Annotated in this window: 18 protein-coding genes; 8 read left to right on the forward strand and 10 right to left on the reverse strand. The window is 44.9% G+C overall.

All coding sequences use genetic code 11. The annotated features are described in order from the left end of the window. Positions 1-21 precede the first annotated feature (21 nt). Positions 22-528: a GNAT family N-acetyltransferase gene (locus GRFL_RS01925; RefSeq protein WP_083642977.1), complete on the reverse strand. Its 507-nt coding sequence runs from the start codon at positions 526-528 to the stop codon at positions 22-24. Beyond that, positions 528-1,169, reverse strand: coding sequence for a protein-L-isoaspartate(D-aspartate) O-methyltransferase (locus GRFL_RS01930; RefSeq protein ID WP_083642979.1), 642 nt, complete (start codon positions 1,167-1,169; stop codon positions 528-530). The genes GRFL_RS01925 and GRFL_RS01930 overlap by 1 nt, the downstream gene beginning before the upstream one ends. 132 nt (positions 1,170-1,301) lie before the next feature. Here GRFL_RS01930 and GRFL_RS01935 point away from each other — a divergent pair, with 132 nt between their 5' ends. The 8 genes from GRFL_RS01935 (at position 1,302) to miaA (ending at position 10,375) form a co-directional block, all read left to right on the forward strand. Further along, positions 1,302-2,267 carry a Gfo/Idh/MocA family protein gene (locus GRFL_RS01935; protein ID WP_083642981.1) on the forward strand — a complete coding sequence of 322 codons (966 nt, stop codon included), beginning with the start codon at positions 1,302-1,304 and terminating at the stop codon, positions 2,265-2,267. Between the two features lie 39 nt (positions 2,268-2,306). Further along, the gene (locus GRFL_RS01940) at positions 2,307-3,197 is read left to right on the forward strand and encodes a 3-hydroxyacyl-CoA dehydrogenase family protein (protein WP_083642983.1); all 891 of its coding nucleotides are present in this window, start codon (positions 2,307-2,309) and stop codon (positions 3,195-3,197) included. Positions 3,198-3,299: 102 nt separating this feature from the next. Then, on the forward strand, positions 3,300-4,535 hold the full coding sequence (locus GRFL_RS01945; protein WP_083642985.1) for a DUF1015 domain-containing protein: 1,236 nt from the start codon (positions 3,300-3,302) through the stop codon (positions 4,533-4,535). Between the two features lie 64 nt (positions 4,536-4,599). Continuing rightward, positions 4,600-5,259 (forward strand): YggS family pyridoxal phosphate-dependent enzyme, encoded by a 660-nt coding sequence (locus GRFL_RS01950; protein ID WP_083642987.1) that lies wholly within the window; start codon positions 4,600-4,602, stop codon positions 5,257-5,259. A gap of 10 nt (positions 5,260-5,269) precedes the next feature. Next, on the forward strand, positions 5,270-6,643 hold the full coding sequence (locus GRFL_RS01955) for an exonuclease domain-containing protein (RefSeq protein WP_083642989.1): 1,374 nt from the start codon (positions 5,270-5,272) through the stop codon (positions 6,641-6,643). After that, positions 6,636-8,618, forward strand: a complete 1,983-nt coding sequence (locus GRFL_RS01960) for a DUF3857 domain-containing protein (RefSeq protein WP_158091639.1) — start codon at positions 6,636-6,638, stop codon at positions 8,616-8,618. Before GRFL_RS01955 ends, GRFL_RS01960 begins: the two co-directional genes overlap by 8 nt. A gap of 28 nt (positions 8,619-8,646) precedes the next feature. Beyond that, positions 8,647-9,474, forward strand: a complete 828-nt coding sequence (locus GRFL_RS01965) for an ion transporter (RefSeq protein ID WP_083642993.1) — start codon at positions 8,647-8,649, stop codon at positions 9,472-9,474. Further along, positions 9,467-10,375, forward strand: a complete 909-nt coding sequence (miaA, locus tag GRFL_RS01970) for a tRNA (adenosine(37)-N6)-dimethylallyltransferase MiaA (protein ID WP_083642995.1) — start codon at positions 9,467-9,469, stop codon at positions 10,373-10,375. The genes GRFL_RS01965 and miaA overlap by 8 nt, the downstream gene beginning before the upstream one ends. On the opposite strand, the gene GRFL_RS01975 is transcribed toward miaA, so the two are convergent. The 8 genes from GRFL_RS01975 to recN all read right to left on the reverse strand — a co-directional run bounded on the left by GRFL_RS01975 (position 10,365) and on the right by recN (position 22,576). Then, the gene (locus tag GRFL_RS01975) at positions 10,365-14,798 is read right to left on the reverse strand and encodes an Ig-like domain-containing protein (RefSeq protein WP_158091638.1); all 4,434 of its coding nucleotides are present in this window, start codon (positions 14,796-14,798) and stop codon (positions 10,365-10,367) included. The genes miaA and GRFL_RS01975 overlap by 11 nt on opposite strands. 203 nt (positions 14,799-15,001) lie before the next feature. Next, positions 15,002-15,724, reverse strand: coding sequence for a response regulator transcription factor (locus GRFL_RS01980; RefSeq protein WP_083642999.1), 723 nt, complete (start codon positions 15,722-15,724; stop codon positions 15,002-15,004). A gap of 4 nt (positions 15,725-15,728) precedes the next feature. Next, a complete protein-coding gene (locus tag GRFL_RS01985) occupies positions 15,729-17,306 on the reverse strand; it encodes a sensor histidine kinase (RefSeq protein WP_083643001.1) in 1,578 nt (525 codons plus the stop codon). A gap of 64 nt (positions 17,307-17,370) precedes the next feature. After that, positions 17,371-17,964 (reverse strand): dephospho-CoA kinase, encoded by a 594-nt coding sequence (coaE, locus tag GRFL_RS01990; protein ID WP_083643002.1) that lies wholly within the window; start codon positions 17,962-17,964, stop codon positions 17,371-17,373. Further along, positions 17,961-18,905, reverse strand: a complete 945-nt coding sequence (locus GRFL_RS01995; RefSeq protein ID WP_083643004.1) for a CdaR family protein — start codon at positions 18,903-18,905, stop codon at positions 17,961-17,963. Before GRFL_RS01995 ends, coaE begins: the two co-directional genes overlap by 4 nt. Before the next feature lie 3 nt (positions 18,906-18,908). Continuing rightward, positions 18,909-19,913 carry a glycosyltransferase family 2 protein gene (locus tag GRFL_RS02000; RefSeq protein ID WP_083643006.1) on the reverse strand — a complete coding sequence of 335 codons (1,005 nt, stop codon included), beginning with the start codon at positions 19,911-19,913 and terminating at the stop codon, positions 18,909-18,911. A gap of 46 nt (positions 19,914-19,959) precedes the next feature. Further along, positions 19,960-20,781 (reverse strand): enoyl-ACP reductase FabI, encoded by an 822-nt coding sequence (locus tag GRFL_RS02005; RefSeq protein ID WP_083643008.1) that lies wholly within the window; start codon positions 20,779-20,781, stop codon positions 19,960-19,962. Between the two features lie 142 nt (positions 20,782-20,923). Further along, complete coding sequence (gene recN / locus GRFL_RS02010) at positions 20,924-22,576, reverse strand: DNA repair protein RecN (protein WP_083643010.1); 1,653 nt, start codon at positions 22,574-22,576, stop codon at positions 20,924-20,926. Between the last annotated feature and the right edge of the window lie 46 nt (positions 22,577-22,622).

Below are 22,622 nucleotides of genomic sequence, written 5' to 3' on the forward strand. Positions count from 1 at the left end.
GCCCGGTTTTCCGGGCTTTTTTCATTTCAGGTAATAGCAGAGCTCTTTTTCATCGTTCGGTAAATGGAAAAATTTCTCGAACTGAAAACCGAGTTTTTCCAGTAATTTTCTGGAAGCAACATTCTGCGGAAGAGTGATTGCCGCCAGTTCTTCGATCTTAAAATCTTCGGAAGCTTTTTGGATCAGCTCCTGGCAGGCTTCAAAAGCATAGCCGAACCCTTCATATTTCGGAAGCAGTGCAAAGCCCAGGTCTACCAGCTGTAAACCGTCCCGGCGATACAAACCGCAAACGCCAATTTTGACCGAATCTTCGCGACGCAGCAGCGTAAAGCTGGCATAACCATACTTTTCTCTCTGAGCCACGATCCTTTCAGCAATATACCTTTCCGCAGTTTCTACGGAATAAACCTGGCGGTCGCCAATATTGGCCAGCCATTTGGGAGAATTCAGCAATTCGAAAAAGAATTCGGCATCCCGTTCATCGGTGGGTCGCAGCACTAAACGAGGCGTGACATAACTTGCAGCCATCAGTTCTTGTCTTCCAGAAGCGGCACAAACCTGAAAGCGCCAAATTCGGTCTTATCAAACTCTTTGGGTGATTTCCTAATGAAAAGCGTCATGGTTTGTACTTCGCTGCCAACGGGGATCACCAGCCTGCCTCCTACTTTTAACTGGCTGAGCAGATCTTTTGGAACAAACGGCGCTCCGGCGGTCACGATGATCTTATCAAAAGGGGCATATTCCGGCAGGCCTTTATATCCATCTCCAAAACTGAGGTATTTGGGGCGATAACCTATTTTACTAAGGAAAACCTTGGTCTTTTTGAACAATTCGCGCTGCCTTTCGATACTATACACTTTGGCTCCCAGCTCACAAAGCACGGCCGTTTGGTAACCGCTTCCGGTACCAATTTCCAGCACTTTTTCGCCACGTTTCACTTCCAGCAACTGCGATTGAAACCCCACGGTAAAAGGCTGCGAGATCGTTTGATCTGCCGCGATGGGAAACGCCTTGTCCTGGTAGGCATGGTCTTCAAAACTGCTGTCCATAAAAAGATGTCTCGGGATCTTCCCAATGGCCGCAAGTACCCGTTCGTCACTCACGCCCTTCTTTTTCACGGTTCTAACCAGTTGCTGCCGCTTTCCCTGATGTCGGTAAGTATCTTTCAATTCCAGATTGCTTTAAGACCTTAAAAATAGAGAATCCAAACGGAAAAATCCAACCCATTTCCGGCCGGATTCGTTCCCGGAATTATAAACTATTTACAATCAAAATGCTATTTTTGTGAAAAATGCAAAAATATGCTGAAAGCCGGCGTTCTGGGTGCAGGACATCTTGGAAAAATCCACCTGAAACTTTTAAAGCAATCTGATAAATACGAGCTCATCGGTTTTTACGATGCTGATCATGAAAATGCGAAGAAAGTAGCCGAAGAATTTGGGTATCGCGCTTATTCAGATCTGGATGAACTTATCGCAGATGCCGATATGATCGATGTGGTTACTCCTACCCTCTCCCATTTTGAAGTGGCCAAAAAGGTCATTTCCGCAGGGAAACATCTTTTTATTGAAAAGCCCATTACCAATACTTTTGAAGAAGCTGAAGAACTGATCGCTCTGGCTGAAAAACATGGCGTAAAAGGGCAGGTTGGTCATGTGGAGCGCTTCAACCCGGCCTTCCAGTCGGTAGCCAATCGTATTGAAAACCCCATGTTTATTGAGGCTCATCGCTTAGCTGAATTCAATCCCAGAGGAACTGATGTTCCGGTGGTGCTGGATTTGATGATCCACGATATCGACGTGATCCTAAGCGTGGTCCAATCAGAAGTAAAGAATATGAATGCCAGCGGTGTTTCGGTAATCAGTGATACCCCAGATATTGCCAACGCAAGGATCGAATTCGAAAATGGCTGTGTGGCAAACCTCACAGCGAGCAGGATTTCGATGAAGAATATGAGAAAATCCCGTTTTTTTCAGCGAGACGCCTACATTTCAGTAGATTTCCTGGAAAAAGTCTGTGAAGTGGTCAAAATGAAAGATGCACCGGAAGACCCTGATGATTTCGCGATGATCCTTCAGAATGCGGAAGGCGTGAAAAAACAGATCTATTTCGACAATCCTTCGGTTTCTCCCAACAATGCCATCCTGGATGAGCTGGAAACTTTTGCCGATGCAATCGTGGAAGACCAGGAACCGGTCGTGACCCTTTCACAAGGCGCCAAAGCCTTGCAAATAGCCAACCAGATCATAGCCAGTTTCAGTAAATAAAAAGGAGCGAATTACTCCAAAAAACAAAACATAGAACAAATGAAAAATATAGCAGTCATTGGAGCAGGAACGATGGGGAATGGAATTGCCCATACTTTTGCCCAGTACGGATACAAGGTTCAGTTAATCGACATCAGTGAAAAAAGCCTGAAAAAGGGCATGGAAACCATTTCCAAAAATTTAGACAGGATGGTCGCTAAAGAAAAGATCACGGAAGAAGATAAACAGGCGACACTTGACAATATCACGACCTATACCAGCATTGCCGAAGGCGTGGAATATGCCAGCGTGGTGGTGGAAGCCGCGACCGAAAATACCGAATTAAAACTGAAGATTTTCCGCGAGCTCGACGAAGCAACTTCGGAAGATACGATTTTGGCGTCCAACACTTCTTCCATTTCCATAACACAGATCGCCTCGGTGGTTTCTCACCCGGAAAGAGTGATCGGGATGCATTTTATGAACCCGGTGCCAGTGATGAAACTGGTGGAGATCATTCGTGGATACAACACCAGTGATGAAATTACGGAAACCGTGATGGATCTTTCCAAAAAACTGAATAAAGTGCCGGTAGAAGTGAACGATTACCCGGGATTCGTCGCCAACCGGATTCTCATGCCAATGATCAACGAAGCTATCGAAACGCTTTACAATGGCGTGGCCGGTGTTTACGAGATCGACACGGTCATGAAACTGGGAATGGCGCACCCAATGGGCCCTCTGCAACTGGCCGATTTTATTGGTCTGGACGTTTGCCACTCCATACTTGAGGTGATGTACGAAGGTTTCAAAAACCCAAAATATGCGCCATGCCCGCTATTGACCAATATGGTTCGTGCCGGAAAGATCGGGGTGAAATCTGGTGAAGGTTTCTATGATTATTCTGAAAACCGAAAAGCTGAAAAAGTTTCAGCCCAATTCAGCAGCTAAAAAAGTTTCACTTGTTATCCTGAGCCCGTAACTCCTTCCGAAGTTTTTCAGAAAAATACCAGGAGGAAACAGGGAACAAGTTTCACTAATTTGTTATAGAATTTGACGAAGATACTTCCATTTAAGGCGGTGAGACCGGCCAGACCATACGCCGGCCTGGTCGCTTCCCGGCCTTATGAAGATTACAGTGAGACCGAATTGCGCTCACAACTGGAATACAACCCGTATTCCTTCCTGCATATCGTAAACCCGGGATATAAATTCCAGCATGACATTGGCGGTGCACGACGCTTCGAGATGGTTCGAAACCGATACCTCGAATTTCGCGAGGAAGGAACTTTCATACAGGATCCCAAGCCTTGTTTTTACGTTTATAAGATCAAAAGTCGTGGGAACAGTTGCTGCGGAATCATTGCAGCTGCCAGCGCAGAGGATTACGAACGCAACGTGATCAAAAAACACGAAGACACCATTGCCCCTCGGGAACAGATTTTTAAAGAATACCTGAAAGTTGTTGGTTTCAACACCGAACCGGTGCTCCTCACGTACCCAGACAGTGAGTTGATCAACTCCGTGCTTGCTGAAACCATGAAACAACGACCGGAATACGAATTTGCGACGGCCAACAGGGAACTACATACGCTCTGGAAGATTTGCGACGACGAAAATGTGAACAAGATCAGGAAAGAATTCGGTGCCATGTCCAAGATCTATATTGCAGACGGGCATCACCGCAGTGCTTCCTCGTATTTACTGGCCCAGGAAAGTAAAGATGCGAATCCAGATCACACCGGAGAGGAACCCTACAACTATTTTATGAGCTACCTCATCGCTGAGAGCAATTTGCGTATTTATGAATACAGCAGGCTGGTGACCGATCTTAATGGTTTTTCCAAAGAAGAATTTCTCATCAGGCTGGATGAATGGTTCCGGATCGAGAACCGCGGTTTTGAGATCTACAAACCCTCCAAAAAGCACCATTTTAACATGTATCTGGACGGGGAATTTTACTCGTTGTACCTGCGACATACGAATTATGAATTTTCAGATTCTCTAAGCAGGCTTGATTCATTTATCCTGTACGAAAAAATTCTCAAGCCAATTTTGGGAATCGAGGACCTAAGGCACGACAAAAGGATCACGTATGTCCACGGTCGTAATGATTTAATCGAATTAAAAACAAGAATAGACAGCGGGGAATTTCAGGTGGGTTTTGGCATGCTACCGGCGAACATCGAAGAAATTAAACAAATTGCCGATGAAAATTTGACGATGCCGCCAAAAAGTACTTATATTGAGCCCAAATTACGTAGTGGTCTCACTATCTACGAGTTCTGAAGACTAACCAGCCACCAATCCCTACTTCAGGTGGGTGAACCTGAGCGGAAAAGTTAATTTTAGAATGACGATTTCAGAGAATATCAAAAAATACCGAAGCGAGCTTCCGGAAGGTGTAAAACTCGTGGCCATTTCAAAGACAAAACCCAACGAAGACCTGATGGAGGCCTACGAGGCCGGTCAGCGTATTTTTGGAGAAAACAAGATCCAGGAAATGACCGATAAATGGGAGCAGCTTCCGAAGGATATCGAATGGCACATGGTAGGGCATGTTCAGCGGAACAAGGTGAAATACATGGCGCCTTATGTGAGCCTGATCCACGCCGTAGACAGCCTGAAATTACTGAAAGAGATCAATAAAAGAGCAAAGCAGAACGAAAGAACGATTCATTGCCTGTTGCAGATCAAGATCGCTGAAGAAGATTCCAAATTTGGTATATCCCGGGACGAAGCCCGAGAGATCCTGGAATCTGAAGCCTATCAGAAAATGAAACATGCACAAATCGTTGGACTGATGGGAATGGCCACTTTTACAGATGATGAGGCGCAGGTCAGGCAGGAATTTGAACGTTTACAGCACATTGCTGCGGATTTTCAGAAAGATTTCCCGGAACTTACAGAGGTTTCCATGGGCATGAGTGGCGATTACCATATCGCGCTCGAATGTGGCACGACAATGGTACGAATTGGAAGCAGCATTTTCGGGGAACGAAATTATAATTAAGGAGGAATAGTTGTACGCAATATTAGACATAGAAACTACCGGCGGAAAGTATAATGAAGAGGGGATCACCGAGATCGCCATCTATAAGTTTGACGGGGAAAAGGTTGTTGACCAGTTCATCAGCCTGGTGAATCCCGAACAGCCCATTCAGCCGTTCGTGGTGAATCTTACCGGCATCAATAATGAGATGCTCCGCAATGCTCCCAAATTTTATGAGGTGGCAAAAAGGATCGTAGAGATCACCACAGACTGTGTCCTGGTGGCTCATAATGCCAAATTTGATTACCGAATTTTGCGCACAGAATTTAGACGACTCGGTTATGAATTCGAGCGTGAAAGCCTGTGTACCGTAGAACTTTCTAAAAAACTGATTCCCGGTTTACAATCTTACAGCCTTGGAAAACTGGTTCGCGCGCTGGGAATCCCGCTGAGCGACCGGCATCGTGCTGCAGGTGATGCACAGGCAACCGTGAAGTTGTTCAAAATGCTGCTGAATAAGGATGTGGAAAAGAACATTCTTAAAACCCATATTCGGAAAGAACCGAAGCGCAGCCTGGATACCAAGCTGGTGCACATCCTGGAGGAACTGCCCAGTTCTACCGGCGTTTACTATTTCCACGACGAAAATGGTGAGATCATATATGTGGGTAAGGCCAAAAACATCAGGAAGCGCATTAATCAGCATTTTACTAACGAGAACGCCAAGTCCCGTGAAATGCAGAAAAAAGTGGCTTCAGTTTCTTTTGAAAACACGGGTAACGAGCTGCTTGCCCTTCTGAAAGAAAACCAGGAAATCAAGGAGCTCAAACCAAAATATAACCGTGCGCTAAAAAGGGATATTTTCAGCCATGCGCTGTATCATTTCAAGGATGATAACGGGTATATCAACCTGAAGATCGGGAAGGCCAGCAGGACCAAGAAAAGCATCACGACCTTTAGCACCCTTCGTTCTGCCAAGAATTCATTGCAAGCCTGGATCGAGGAGTACGAACTCTGCTCCCGCCTTGGCGGCGTTCATAATGGCAGCGGCAATTGCTTCAATTACACTATTAAAAGCTGTCATGGCGCCTGTATCGAAGAGGAACCGGCAGAGGCTTATAACGAACGCGTAGAAAAGCTTATTACCCGTTATTCCTATGAAAATCAGAATATGATCCTCATCGGGCGAGGGCGCGATATTGATGAAAAATGTGCGATCCTCATTGAAGACGGAGAGTTTAAAGGCAGCGGTTATTTCAACCTGAATTACCAGATCAACAATCTGGATATCATTAAATCTATCATCACTCCCATGCGCAACAATCGCGATGCGCAGCATATCATCCAGAGCTACCTCCGGAAAAAGCACCATTTTAAAATCGTTCAATTATCAGTTCATGAATAAACTGTTTACTACTACTCTATTATTATTTTTTTCTTTTTTATTACATTCTCAAAACTATAACGATCTAAATGCTGTCGTCACCAAAGAAGATCTTCTCAGTGATTCGTATCCGGCAGATAGCGTGGCGCACGCGCTGGTGATCTACGAAAAAGGCTTTACGGAAATTGATGATGACGAAGAATACAACCTCGTAACCAAGTATATCATCAAGATCAAGATTCTGGATAAACAGGGAGTGGAAGATGAAGCCACGGTCAAAATCCCGCTCTCAATCGCCTATGATAATGGCGATACTCAGGAAACCCTGAAAGACCTGGAAGCGGCGAATTACAAATGGGTGAATGGCGGTATCGTTAAAAAAAGTATTTCGAAGGAACAGGTTTACAGCAAAGAAACCGAAAACCGGATCATCAAAACTTTTACCCTGCCAGATGTGGAAGCAGGGGACGTGATCGTGTATTCCTACAAGAAGATCTCTCCTTTCATCCATTATTTCGAAACCTGGGATTTCCAGTCTGACCTGCCTAAACTGTACAGTGAGTTTACCGCGAAGATCCCGGCTAATTACGAGTATTTTACCACGTTGGTCGGTACTTTGAAGCTGGATACTGAAGAGACCGAAGTTCTTGAACGATGCCTGAGCATGGGAATTTCACGAAATCCGGCTGATTGTATCCAGACAAAATATGCCATGAAGGACATTCCGGCCTTTCGCACCGAAGCTTATATGACGAGCGCATATAACTTCCAAAGCCGATTAAAATATGAAATGAATACCTTCACAAGGCCTTCGGATGGCTATGAAGTACGATTCAGCAAAAGCTGGAAAGACGTTAACAAAGAGATACGGGATCACCTGGGCATTGGTAAACAATGGGAAAAAGCTGATGTAGAAGGCGTACTTCCGGAAGCGATCAGTTCTTTACCGAACGATCTGGAAAAAGCCCGTAAAATTTACCATTTTGTACAGGATTCGTACTCCTGGAACGGCCGAATGGAAATCTACAACGATATTACCATAAAGGATCTTCTCAGTCAGGGTAGCGGCAACATCATGACGCTCAATTCCCTGTTGTTACGTTTGTACCGTGAAGAAGGTTTTAAAGCATACCCGGTCATGTCGGCTACCAGGAATTTTGGATTTATCAGCCGGCTACACCCGGTTTTGAACCAATTCAATTATTTCCTTGTAAATCTGGAACTGCAAGATAATAAGTACCTGCTGGACGCCAGTGAAAAAACCCTGGCCTTCGGTGATCTTCCTATGCGCGCCCTGAATAATTACGCCCGGAAATTAACTACGGAAGAAACCAGCGAATGGGTAGACCTAAATCCTACTGAATATTCCAAGATCAATTTCAGGGATTCGCTGATGGTGATGCCTGATGGCTCGATAAAAGGTTCTTCCCAGCAGATCTTATCAGGGCATTTTGCCTATGAATTCCGAAAAGAAAATGATGAGAATTCCCTTCAGCAGGCAGCCAGGGAAACTTCCCGGCCACTAGAGAAAACGGAACTTTTGAACATTCTTGCCGCGAACCTGGACGAAAGGGATGAACCGCTGAATATTCACTATACTCTGAGCAGCAGCGCCGATAAGATCGACGATCGCATCTACCTGAATCCGTTCAGTTTTGAGCTGGCGGAAGAGAACCCGTTCCAATTGGATTTCAGGCAATATCCTATCGATTTCGGATATAAGAATGCATTTACGTATTCCGCTATAATTGAGATTCCTGAAGGTTATTCCGTAGAAAAACTGCCCGGCCAGAAAGCGATCAGGCTTCCGGGAAATGCCGGTTCCCTGCTTTTTGTAGCCAACCAGGCTTCTGAAAAGATCCTGAACGTACAATGCCGTGTGAATCTTGCTAAAAATGTCTATGAACCAGAATATTACGAGGGATTGAAGAAATTCTTCAATGAAATTCTCGCTGTTCAGCAGCAATCGCTCATCGTGCTAAAAGAAAATACTTAAATTTGACTAAAGCCGAAATCAGCAGCAATTGAAACATCCCGAATATCCAGCCTGGAAACAGAAACTTCATGAGATCATTTATGAAGCCGATACACCTGCCGGAAAACTATTCGATATTGTCCTGCTGTTTTTTATCGTTTTCAGCGTCGTGCTGGTCATGCTGGAGAGCATCACCTCGATCAACACGAAATACGAAGACACTTTTTACATCGCTGAGTGGGTGATCACCATCATCTTTTCAATCGAATATATCCTGCGGATCATCGTGATCAAACGGCCGCGTCACTATATTTTCAGTTTTTACGGGATCGTAGACCTGCTTTCCACGCTTCCGAGCTATATCAGTTTTTTCTTCGGAGGGCAGAATTTGCTGCTCACCATCAGGGCACTGCGCCTCTTACGCGTTTTCAGGATACTTAAAGTGACACGTTATATCGGGGAATCCAATAAACTCGCATCCGCCCTTCGGAACAGCAAGGCAAAGATCCTGGTTTTTCTTTTCGCGGTGCTGATCATTTGTGTCATTGCCGGAACCCTCATGTACCTCATAGAAGGCGAAAATGGAGGTTTTGACAATATCCCGCTGAGCATTTACTGGTGTATTGTGACGCTTACTACGGTAGGATTTGGCGACATCGCTCCTATCACACCACTGGGAAGGTTTATCGCATCACTCATCATGATCATGGGGTACGGCATCATCGCGGTTCCAACCGGCATCGTGAGTGCGGAGTATAACCGGATGGGTGCAGACGGTCATCATGGCAACACACAGGTTTGCCCGAACTGCAACGAAGACAAGCACCTGGATACGGCTCATTATTGTCATAAATGCGGACATTTGCTGAATGCCTAAATACCTTATCACCATATCGGGACCTACAGCCATTGGGAAGACCGCCCTTTCCATCGAATTGGCGCGTCATTTTCAAACAGAAATCCTTTCAGCCGACTCGCGGCAGTTTTTCCAGGAACTGAAAATAGGCACCGCCGTTCCCGAACCCGAAGAACTGGACGCCGCTCCACATCATTTCATTCAGCATATATCGATTACTGAAAATTATTCGGTTGGCGACTTTGAAAGGGATGCGATCAGGAAACTCGAAGAAATTTACCAGCAACAAGATATAGCGATCATGGTTGGCGGCAGCGGACTTTATTTAAAAGCCATTACCGAGGGACTCGATGATTTTCCTGAAGTTGACCCGGCTATTCGCCTTAAACTGAAACAGCAGCTGGAAGAAGAAGGCATCGACCGGCTTCAGAAAGAATTGTTCGTACTGGATCCCGATTATTACCGCACGGCTGACGTTCAGAATCCACACCGTCTTATACGGGCGCTGGAAATATGCATCGGGACCGGCAAGACCTTTTCCTCCTTTCTGAATAAACCTAAAAAACCCAGAGATTTTACCGTTATTCCGGTAGGTTTGACGGCAGAAAGAGAAGTGATCTATGAGCGTATCAACCGCCGCGTGGACCTCATGATGGAAAAAGGATTGCTTGAAGAGGCGCGGAAAGTTTATCCCCAACGGCAACTAAACGCCTTGAACACGGTGGGCTACAAAGAGCTGTTTGAATATTTCGGCGGAAAATGGGACCTGGATACAGCTGTTTCAGAAATCAAGAAAAACACCCGAAGATTTGCCAAAAGGCAACTTACCTGGTTCCGAAAAGATGAGCGCATCAACTGGTTCGATTACCAGGAAGATCCCAAAAGAATTATTGATTTTATCGAATCCCGAATTAGTTCTTAATAATGATCCGTTTCACGAGCATGCCTTTGTTCGTCATGATCTTGAGCACGTAGGCAGCTTCCTGTAAAGGACCAATATCCATGGAATATTCCATAAAATCACCTTTGTAATCCTGACCGGCGATAAAGCGTCCCCGATGGTCAAAAACTTCCATTCTGGTCACGCTTACATCAGATGGCGTAGCCACTTTAAAGCTTCCGGAATTGGGATTTGGGTACACGAACGTGTACTCGGTCCCCGGCGGAAGCGTTCCGCAGTTGTCACCCTCTACGGTGATTATGACCGTTCCGGTCGTGGTATTTCCGTATTCATCGGTTGCCCTTACTTCCACCAGGTTTTCGCCCAGATCGTCACAGGTAAATTCTTCCCGGCTCAGTTCATAAAGCACCGTATCGGAACAGAAATCAGAAGACCCATTATCGATATCTTCAAAACGCAGCGTGGCGATACCTTCGCTGCCAATTTGCAGCGTCATATCACGTAATTGCAGGTCTGGAGCAGCACGATCGAGCACGGTTACGGGAATCACACAACTGCCGTTTTGAGCTCCGGAATAGGTCAGGGTGATTTCTGATTCCCCAATATCCTCACAGCCAAAAACCAACTGGCTCGCTTCCACATTGATCCCTTCGACATTGCCGGAATACAGGGTGGTGATATCCACCGTAAAATCAGCATTCTCCCGAAGAAAAATCGTAAGATCTTCGGCACAGCGAAAATAGCCCGTTTGCCCGGCCTCTACGAAAATAGTGACGGTCACGGTTCCCGAATTCAACTGCCCGTCGGTCGCATGGTAAGTGAATTGATCTTCCCCTGAAAAGCCGTTATTAGGAGTGTAGGTAAAGGAGCCATCAGCGTTCAGTTCCAGGGTACCATTAGTCACATCATCCACCAAAACAGCGAAAATCTGGTCGCCATTCGGATCATTATCATTGGCCAGGATACCATTTTCTTCGGAAATGTTCAAGGTTGTATTGAAAGCGGTCGTGTAGCTATCGGGATTGGCAACAGGATAACCCTGGGAGTCATCCAGCACGTTGATGGTAACTGTGGCAAGACCTTCCCCTGAACCGTCGGTTGCATAATAACTGAAACGATCTACTCCTACAAAATCGGGATCTGGCGTATAGGTAAACGAACCATCTTCCAGTAATGTCACACTTCCGTGCGTTGGGTCACTATTGAGGTACGCGAAAATTTCGTCGCCTTCCGGGTCGTAGTCATTGGCCAGCACACCGGGCGCACTGATTTCCAGGACCGTATTGACGCTGGTGGAATATTCATCTACCAGGCTCACCGGTCGCTGATTTTCCTGCTGCAGCACGTTAATGCTTACCTCAACTGTTTCAGAATCCAGTTCACCATCATTGATATAGTAGGTGAAATTGTCCATTCCGAAGAAGCCCTCATTCGGAATGTACCGGAAAGAACCGTCATCGTTCAAACTCAAGGATCCGTTGCTGGTTTGGTCAATCAGTACGATGTTCAGGTCATCGCCCTCGGGATCAGAATCGTTTGAAAGAATCCCCTGGCCTGCCGGAACTTCGAGCGTGGTATTCATCAATGTTTCGTACATATCAGGATTCGCAAGCGGCGCCTGGTTTCCGGCGGTGTTCACCACTACCCTGATCGCAACGGTACATTCATCAGAATTTCCAAAATTATCGGTAACGGTAAACCGGATATCCTGAACCCCTTCATCTGCGGAAGAAAACTGCGTCTGGCTTAGAGCGTAGGAAGCTATTCCGCAGTTATCGGCACTTCCCCCGTCCAGATCCAGCGGATCGATCTCCACGGTCTCCCCTTCATCGAGCGTCACCTGGTATTCCTGAATGCACTGAGCGGTTGGAGCGATCTGGTCATCCGGCAGCAAATAAATATCACAATAGTCTGACTGATCTTCGTAAGTAGCGGTCACCCGTAAATAAGGATCGCTGTTTGGGTCGAAATTCGTGCCGGCAACCTGGTCCTGTTCAATGGTCGCCCCATCTATGTTCGTTGTAACGATCGTCGAGAAATCTGGCACAAAATAATTGCAATTAGCATCTGCCTGCAGGGTATAATTTTGCGGACAGTTTATCTGCAGGGTCTCTTCGTTGGTCACTTCAATATTGACCGTAAAACTGCAGCTGGTGGCATTCCCGTCCTCATCGGTAACGGTCAAAGTGACTTCAGTAGTTTCAGTGACCTGTGTACCAACTTCCGGAACCTGCTGAAAACTGGCGATCGCGCAATTATCTGAAGAATCTGACTGCAGCACATAATTTGGCAATTGAAAACTCTCTCCGGCGCCAATAGTTTCCGACTGATCTGACGGACAGGTTATGCTGGGCGCGATCGAATCTTTGGCCAGCAGTTGTACCTCGCAGGTATCGGTCTGGTCTTCGTAGGTAGCAGTGATGGTAAGCGTGAGATCGCCATGCACCTCGAAACCTGCTTCGATATTTTGGGTAATTACGGCTTCCGGAATATTGGTTTCGATCATCGCTGCAATATCCGGAATGAGGTAAGCGCAATTCTCATCAACTTCAAAAGTTTGAGGACCGGGACAGTTCGTGATCTGCAGCTCAGGACTTTCCTCGATGACGGTCACGGTGAAGCTGCAGCTATTTTCGTTCCCGGCGGCATCGGTAACCATAATATTCACCTCTGTAGTCGTGTTTATTTCGGTTCCTTCACCCGGCGTCTGGGAATAAGACAGACTGGAATCGCAATTATCGCTGAATACTATCTCTGATTCAAAATCTGGAATACTATAGGTCTCACCCTCGGCGAGCGTGATCTCTCTTGCGCCCGCAGAACAATCAATCACCGGTTTTTCTTCATCATTTACAATAATATCGAAGCTGCAAGTAACGGGATCATTTACACCGTCATCCGCCTGGAAGGTTATGGTAGTTGTTCCTACTGGAAATAAATCGCCAGAAGTTAGATCTGTATTTCCATCAATCCGTATAGGCGTAATTGTTCCGTTATCATCGTTTACCGAAGGACTTTGAAAATTAAAAACAGCCCCACATTGGCCTGTATCATTTTCTAATTCAATAATTTCTGAAGGACAATTCTGAAAAATTGGTGGAGTATCTGCCTCTTCAACAATAACTTTTACGATCGTGCTACAGGTACTTTCATTCCCCTGCTCATCAGTCACGGTTAACGTCACTGTATTATCCCCTTCGTCATCTGCTGTAAAATTGTCCTTATCAATAGCCAGAGTGACGTCACCGCAAACGTCGTTAGAACCATCATCAATATCTTCCGCAGTTATATTTCTTGTTTCTGTGGAATTTAAGGTGATTTCAAAATCTGAAACACAAATGGCTTCGGGTGGCGTGATATCGGCAGTTGGTGATCTGCGATACATCTCCAAATCAAATTCCAAACGAGACGGTACGAAAACAAAAATGTTTGTTCCAAAAACTTCTGAATTATCGACAAATAATTTGTCGCAATGATCGAAAGCTAGGTCTAAAGGAAAGTCGATATGATCTACAAATGATTTTTTATATATCTGATTTCTGTCAAAAATCTTGACTACAAAATCCTCATTTCTGATACCATTGCGAATATCCCCCGCTAAATCCAGCAAATCCCCAATTCCTAAATCTTCATAATTAATGAAATCCTGAAAATCCACGCGCCCAGCGTATTCCAGAACATGTAGAAAATCAAGATCATCAACGGTTAATCCTGCAGGAGACTGCAAATTGGAAAGTGTCTTTATTAAATTAAGATTTTCATCAAACATCAAAACTTTCCCTCCGCCTCCCGCTTGACTCAAGAAGACATTTTTTCTTGAGTCAACCGCCACTCGAAATGGTTGATCTACGTTAGAATTATTGGTTGCTATACTCCCGTCCGTTCGGTAAACCCTTAACCTACTCAGTTCATCACTTTCACAACCAGAACCACTTTCGTTATATTCTGCTACGTACAAGTTATCTTCCAGATCAAATTCGATCCCAATTGGTCTATAAAATGAAGTATAGTGAGTTTCTACCAATTGCCCTTGTTGATTGAACTCTTTTACTTTTCCGTTGGTACTACAGCTTCCGCTTTCATCATAGTCGGCTATATAAACGTGGTCCTGAGAATCAATAGCGATATCCAAGGGATTATTTAGCTGGTTGGAAGCTATGAATCGTGATTTAATGAGGTTTCCGTTATTATCCCTTTTATCTACACCATTCCCAAAAGATAGTGTATACACATTCCCTTGCGAGTCGATTGCGATAGCGATGGTCATATCTTCCAAATTAGTATCTGAAACCCTTACAGTTGGAAGATCCTTATCACCAAGCCAGATGTAAGATGGCACTGTATAATTCTGCCCAAAAGAATTTTGAAACAGGAATAGCAGAAGAAAAAGCAGGAGCATCCTGCGCGAAGCGCCCTTGGAGAACCAATATCTTACTGCATGCATCAAAACGGGGCAAATTGAGGTTTGCCGTAAAGATACGTATTGTGTAAAAACAGTTCTTAAATTAATGCAAAGATTGCGCGAATTCTGGTAAGTAGTCTTTGATGAACTTTCTGGTAACTGGTTCATCTATAGGAAAGAGAAAAAATACAGTATCGCGGCACCGAGCCGCGATGCTGTATTCTCCCGGAAACTGAAGGTATGAATTAAGCTTCGGTCTCCTCTTTATTTTTAACAACCAAACGGAATCCTTCTCCGTGGATATTCAGGATTTCCACGTTCTCGTCCTTTTTCAGGTATTTTCTCAATTTGGCAATATATACATCCATACTTCTAGATGTAAAGTAGTTATCATCTCTCCAGATTTTGGTAAGTGCAAGTTCCCTTGGCATCAGGTCATTTTCATGAAGAGCCAGTAGACGCAACAACTCATTTTCTTTTGGAGACAGTTTTTGTGGTTCCTCATCTCTAAAGGTTAAGAAACGTAGTTTGGAATTCAGGTGGAAATCTCCAATTTCGAATTCAAACTGCTTGCTGTCGGCTACACTGTCGGTCGCCTTGCGCTGCATAATAGCTTTGATCTTCATCAGCAGCACTTCGCTATCGAACGGCTTGTTCAGGTAATCATCTGCTCCAACTTTATAACCCTTCAACACATCTTCTTTCATGGCCTTTGCGGTTAGGAAAATAATCGGGATTTCTTCATTCTTGTCCCTGATCTCTTTTGCCAGCGTGAACCCGTCTTTGTAAGGCATCATCACATCCAGGATACATAGATCGAAGTCGTCTTTTTTGAACTTTTCGAATCCTTCCATCCCGTTCTTCGCGTGAGTCACCTCGTAATCGTTCATGGCGAGATAGTCTTTTAAAACCGTCCCGAAGTTCGGATCGTCTTCTACAAGTAGAATTTTTTTGTTTTCAGTTTCCATATATTTAAGATATTAGTGGTAGTTTAATTATGAATGTACTTCCTTTTCCTTTTTCACTGATCACCGTGATTTCTCCGTGGTGGTCCTTAATGATCTGCTTGGCGTAGGCCAGACCTAACCCATGTCCTTTTACATTATGAATATCACCGGTATGTTCCCGGTAAAATTTGTCAAAAATCTTTCGCTGTACCTGCTTGCTCATCCCGGTTCCCTGATCCCGAATCTCACAGCAGATGTAATTCTTCACATTCGAGGTATACACATCGATCTTCGGTGATTCTTCGGAATATTTGATCGCATTGTCCAAAATATTCACCAGTACATTGGTAAAATGGTCCTGGTTAGCGAGGATGGAGGAACGTAAAGCCCCGAAATGCGTCTGAATGTATCCGCCGCGGTCTTCCACGATCAATTCCACATGGGTGATCGCATCCTTGATCATATCGTGCAGCTGATGCCGCTCTTTCTTAAGGTCCAGTTCGTTCTTTTCCAGTTTCGAGATCCGTAGCACATTTTCCACCTGCGCGTGCATTCGCTTATTTTCATCCCGGATCATCTGGAGGTACCTGGAAACCTTGGAACTATCGGTAAAAATTTTCGGGTTCTTGATCGCATCCAGCGCCAGGTTAATGGTCGCGATTGGCGTCTTGAACTCGTGCGTCATATTATTGATGAAATCAGTCTTAATCTGCGAGATCTGGCGCTGCCTGATCAATTGTGACAGGGCGCTGGAATAGGCAATGACGATGATCAGTGTAAAAATGATCGAAAGGCAGGCCATTAATATTACAGATGAAAGCACTTCTTCCTTTTTATTGATAAAGTTCACCAGCAACTGATACCCGCTTCCTCCAACGCGATCGGTGAACAACGGTACCGCATACGTCGCGGGATAATCCAGTTCAAAATCGTCTGAATGCAGATTGGTCGCTATGGAATTATTGTAGACGCCAAACTCGAATTCGGTATCCAGTTCTCGTTCCTTCAGTTCCCGGGCGAGCAATCTCCTGATCTGGTCTTCTGAAACCCTCTTATGCACAGGCAGGCGATTCACTTCTTCTGCAATGGCGGAGCGCAAAATATCCTTTTCCACCTCTTCCATTCTCGAGACTCTTTCAATTTGCTGAATGCGCTGTCTCGAACTCAGATTGTTTCCGTCCAGCGTATTGTCGGCCATGATATCGGTCACCTTCTTTTTGATCATTTTGGTGAACTGGATACTGTCCTGCGCAAACTGCAAAAATCCGGAAGAAACCTTATAATCTTCTTCCAGAATGGTTTCAGAATTAAAATAAGTTTCGTTTCGGCTATCGTCCTTACTGGAATAAAAATACTGCGTAGCAGTGATATTGTTTAACCTGCTATTGGTGCTATCCGGATCTTTTATCTGGAAATAGTATTTTTCAAATTCCCGGTTCTGGATCTCATTGGAGACATTCAGCAACGCCTGTTTGACATTGTAAGAAAACTGCTCTTCCCTATCGTCTATCGTGCTTTTAATCCAATATCCCTGGACAAAAATGATACCTATCAGGGACAAACTCATAAGGACCACCAGAAGGACAAAAAGCTTCTTGTTCATGCGGTCAAAAGTAAGATTTTAACATTTAGAGATTAAAGTGTTTAACCAAATGTTAACAGAAGTATTAAGAATTTTGACCTGCTTTTAAGATTTCTGTGTGGATAAGTTCAACCTGCTTTCTGGTTTCATCCAGATCGGTGTTTTCGATCACAAAATTGGCCAGCTCTCTCTTGCGTTCATCGCTCCACTGGTTATTCATCCGTGCCTGGATGGCTGCTTCGGAAGTCTGATCTCGCTCGAGCAGCCGCTCTATGCGCTGCTCGCGAGGCGCGGTCACCAGGATGCTTTGGTCGCATTTCATGTAACCACCGGTCTCAAAAAGGATGGCGGCCTCGTATAAAACGTATGCTGATTCCTGCTCTTGCAGCCAGTTTTCAAAATCACTGGCAACGGCCGGATGAATAATGGCGTTAAGTTTCTCGAGCAGTTCTTTATCATGAAATACTTTGGAGGCTATAAAAGTTCGATTGGGCCCGGTTTCAGTATAGGCTTCTTCCCCAAAAATGGCAATCACCTGCCGCCTGATCTTTTCGGAAGTCGCCAAAAGTCGTTTTCCAGCATCATCTGCAATATATACAGGTATGCCCATTTCCTTAAAGAAACCTGCCACGGTGGTCTTGCCACTGCCTATCCCGCCGGTTAACCCAATCACCTTCATCGCTTGATCACAAATTGAATTCGGCGTTCGTTGAGTCGCAAATTGGTGATCAATTCCGGTTTTTCCACCACTTTGGCGACCATAAAATCGTCCCCTTCATTGATTTCGCTGTAATCACAAACCACACGAAAATCAGAACGGTTGATCTTGTCGAAACGCTTCAGGTTCACCTGATAATATACCACCACCGACTTAGGAAAATAGGCCAAATTAAGGCCGTTCGGGATATTGATCACCTCCACCGGGATCTCCACGCTGCCTTCCGTGAATTTTTCTACCTTCTGAAAATACCGAACACTATTCTCATAAAAACTGATCTTTCCGTAGCCACTTGTGTCGAGTTTCACTTCGCCATCCAGGTCCTGATTGACCCTGGTAAGGTCCAGCTCCCTGGTTTTAATAGATTCAATCGTGTCTACCATCTTTTCGGGACCACTGATTTTAACCGAATCTGGAGTGACCCTTACCGGTTCATCGGCATTGTATCCTGCGGCATACGAAATATCGATATGCGGAACGATCCTGATCGTCTTTTCTTTTTTAAACTGAAACGGAATACGCACCTCATCCTGGATGATCCTGGAATTTTCCAGATCGATCTGTAACTGCTCCTTAATATCGGTTACGTGATCATCGATGCGGTAAACGAGGTCTGTGCCATCCACATTAGCTTTCGAAAGGTCAATGATCAGTTCCGGGTTGAAGATCTTAAAATAGTAAATACTGAAACCGGTTTCCTGCAGTTGCAGGCTGATATTTTCCGGCCGGTCTTCAGCAATGCTTTTATCCAGCGGAACGTTAGTATAGGTCACCGGGATTTCGATGAGCTGCGTATAGGTTTTGGAAAACTGCACCAGGAACCAGACCACGGTCGAAAATACGAGAAAGAAGCTGAAGGTTTTCAGACTCGATTTCTTGATCAGTTTTTTCTTCTTTGCCATAGCCTATTTCTTAAAAAACAGTTTCGGGAATGTCTTTTCCGGGTCTTTATGTTGCAGGTGAATGGCGATATAAGACTTCAAAAATCCCCATCCATAACCGCTGAATTGCGTAAAAATTGCCCGCACCACCAGTAAGCCAATATAGAAACTTTTCTGTTTTATCGCAGCGTCTAGTGCCGTGACCAGAAAATAAATCGCGTATAAACCTATTAAAAAAGGATAACCCAAAACGAACAGAAATACTGAAAATATCAGGCCAAGAATGAAAACCAGCGGAAACCAGTAAGTGATCTTTCCAGTTCCAGGGTGCCATTTATTTAAAATTGGCCGTACCATTCCGAATTTCTGAACCTGAAGATAAAATTTTTCCCAGTCGATCCTTCTTTTATGAAAAACCCTGGCCTCCGGAATCAGACAGGTTGAAAACCCCAGTTTTTTAAGCCGAAGACTGAGATCGGGATCCTCACCCGGGTGAATACTGCCAAATCCGCCGCTTGCTTCAAAAGCTCTTCGGGCAATCCCCATATTGAAGCTTCTTGGCTGGAATTCATCCACCGCTTTTTTTCCGCCGCGAATTCCACCAGTGGTGAAAAACGAAGTCATACTATAGTCAATAGCCTTTTGAACATCGCTGAAAGACGGATGTGAAGCATCTGGCCCGCCAAAACAATCGCATTTAGTAGTTTGCAGAAAAGAGTGAACTTGCTGAAGATAATCTGGCGGAAGGATCACATCGGAATCCAGAATGATGAAATAATCGCTTGCGGCCTGGCGCATCCCGAAATTCCTGGAATCGCCGGGACCAGAATTCTTTTTGAAAAAATAGCGGATCTTCAGTTTTTCTGAAAATTGCTCACAGACCAGGTCAGCCTTTTCCGAAGAGCCGTCCTCAATAATGAGAATTTCATATTCCGGAGCATTTTCCAGCGAAAGCATGCTTTCCAGCAATTCCCTGACCTCCTGCGGGCGATTGTAAACCGGAATAACGAATGAATACAGGGGCTGCATGAAATTATAAAAAAACCGGCTGAAGACTCAGCCGGTAGTTGGTGGTTTATTCTGAATCTTTTGTAAAGGCTTCCATCACTTCCTGGCTCACACCGGTATTGGAGAAACCTCCATCGTGGTATAAATTCTGAAGCGTCACTTTCCTAGTAAGATCAGAGAATAAGGTAAGCGTATAATCAGCACATTCCAGCGCAGTCGCGTTTCCAAGTGGAGACATCTTTTCAGCAAAGCTGATGAATCCATCAAACCCTTTTACTCCCTGCCCGGCAGTTGTTGGGGTTGGGGACTGCGAAATTGTGTTCACACGAACCTTTTTATCTTTTCCGAAGAAGTAACCAAAACTCCTCGCGATCGATTCCAGATACGCCTTGTTATCGGCCATGTCATTATAATCCGGGAAAACGCGCTGGGCCGCCATATAACTAAGCGCCACGATGCTTCCCCACTCGTTCATCGCGTCTTTTTTATAAAGAACCTGCATGGTTTTATGGAAAGAAACCGCTGAAACATCCCAACCTTTGGTAGTAAAATCGTAGTTCATATCGGTATAATGATTCCCTTTACGAACGTTAACCGACATCCCGATGGAGTGCAGTACAAAATCGATCTTCCCGCCCAGGATCTCCATGGCTTTTTCCACAAGATTTTCCAGATCTTCCACCTTGGTTGCATCGGCAGGGATAATTTCAGAACCGGTCTTTTCAGCCAGATTCTTGATACTTCCCATTCGCATGGCGATAGGTGCGTTGGTCAAAACAAATGTTCCTCCTTCTTCATGAACTCTTTCAGCCGTCTTCCAGGCAATGGAATTTTCATCCAGCGCCCCGAAAATAATTCCTCTTTTCCCTTTTAACAGGTTATATGACATGTGATTTTATTTTAGGGTTGTTAGCCTGTAAAGATAGGAAAGTTGATTGAATTGCGCCGAAACTTCGGCTTTTTACAACACAGTGAATTTTCAGAATAAGAAGAAACAGTCAACAAAAGGAAAACTAGCCAATTTCGACAGCCTAATTCAGGAGTGCTTTCGCGTGTGCGAGGGCCGATTCGCTTTTGGTATTTCCGCCCAACATCAGCGCCAGCTCTTCCACTCGCTGATTTTCACCAAGCTTCACGATCTTCGTTTGCGTCGCATCGTCGTTATCTTCCTTATAAATTTTGAAGTGGCTTGAACCTTTCCCGGCGATCTGCGGTAGATGGGTAATGGCGATCACCTGCATGTTTGCGCCCATTTTCTGAAGAATTTCTCCCATCCTGCTGGCAATATCTCCCGAAACTCCGGTATCGATCTCATCAAAAATAATCGTTGGCAAATTGCTTTGCGCAGCCAGAATACTTTTTACCGCCAACATGATACGCGATAATTCCCCGCCCGAAGCAGCCTTTTTCATCTCTTTAAAAGTGCCGCCCTTGTTGGCCGCAAGAAACCATTCGAGCTTATCCTGCCCGTTCGTTAAAAATTCCGCTGTTTGATCCAGCTGAATTTTCAGCCTGGCGTTTGGCATGCCAAGGTCTGCCAGGATCTTTTCAGTCTGCTCGACGAAAACCGGAATAATTTTGTCTCTTTTCGCGTGCAATTCGGAAGCGATCTTCTGCAATTCCTCTTTTTTAGCTTCGATCTCCCGCTGGATTTCCTTCAGGGAATTCTCAGCGTTTTCGGTTACTGAAACTTCTTTCCGCAGCGATTCGGTGATCGCGATCAGTTCTTCCACATTTTCAGCATTATGCTTTTTCTGAAGATTATAGATCAGCTGAAGTTTCTGGTTGACCATTTCCAGTTCTTCCGGGTTCGCCTCGATACGATCTAAAGCAGAGGTCATTTCGGTCTCCAGGTCATCCAGCTCAATGATCACACTGTTTACACGCTCATAAAACGACTCATAAGAAGTCGAAAATTGGGAAATTTTGGACAGGCTGTTACGAATGGATTTCAAGGTTTCCAGGCTCCCAATCTCTTCCTGTTGCAAATTATTGATCGCGGCATTCAGGTTTTCAGTGAGCTCTTCTACATTATTCAATTCTTCGTAGCGCTCTTCGAGTTCATCCTGCATGCCTTCTTTTAAATGCGCTTCTTCGAGTTCGTTAAGCAGGAAAACATTATAATCATATTCTCTTGCTGCGCGGGCCTGCTCCTCCTTTAGTTCGGCAAAACGCGCCTGAAGCGCTTTAAAATTCCGAAGTTCTTTTTTATACTGAATCAACACGGCCTCATTGCCGGCGATTGTATCGATCACATCAAACTGGTAGCCGGCGTTCCCGAGACTCAGGGTCTCATGCTGGCTGTGAATATCGATCAGGTAACTACCCAATTTCTGCAACGCGGAGATTTTTACCGGCGTATCATTGATAAAAGCTCGTGATTTGCCCGAAGGAAGGATCTCCCTTCGAATAATGCTATTGGGCTCATAATCCAGGTCTTCCTTTTCAAAGAATTTTTCCAGCTTGTAATTTACGATCCCGAAACTTCCTTCGATCACACATTTTTTTTCGGGATTCCTGATCGCGCTGAAGTCGGCACGATCTCCCAGGAGCAATCCCAATGCTCCTAAAATGATCGATTTTCCTGCACCGGTTTCTCCGGTCATGATCGTAAAACCCTTATCGAGGCTCATATTGATGTCTTCGATAAGCGCGTAATTCTTAATGGAAAGTGCTGTTAGCAAGCCTGATTAAATTTGAGCTAAATATAAGGGAGAAAAAACTGCGAAT

The sequence above is a fragment of the Christiangramia flava JLT2011 genome (genome assembly GCF_001951155.1).
Taxonomy (GTDB): Bacteria; Bacteroidota; Bacteroidia; order Flavobacteriales; family Flavobacteriaceae; genus Christiangramia; species Christiangramia flava.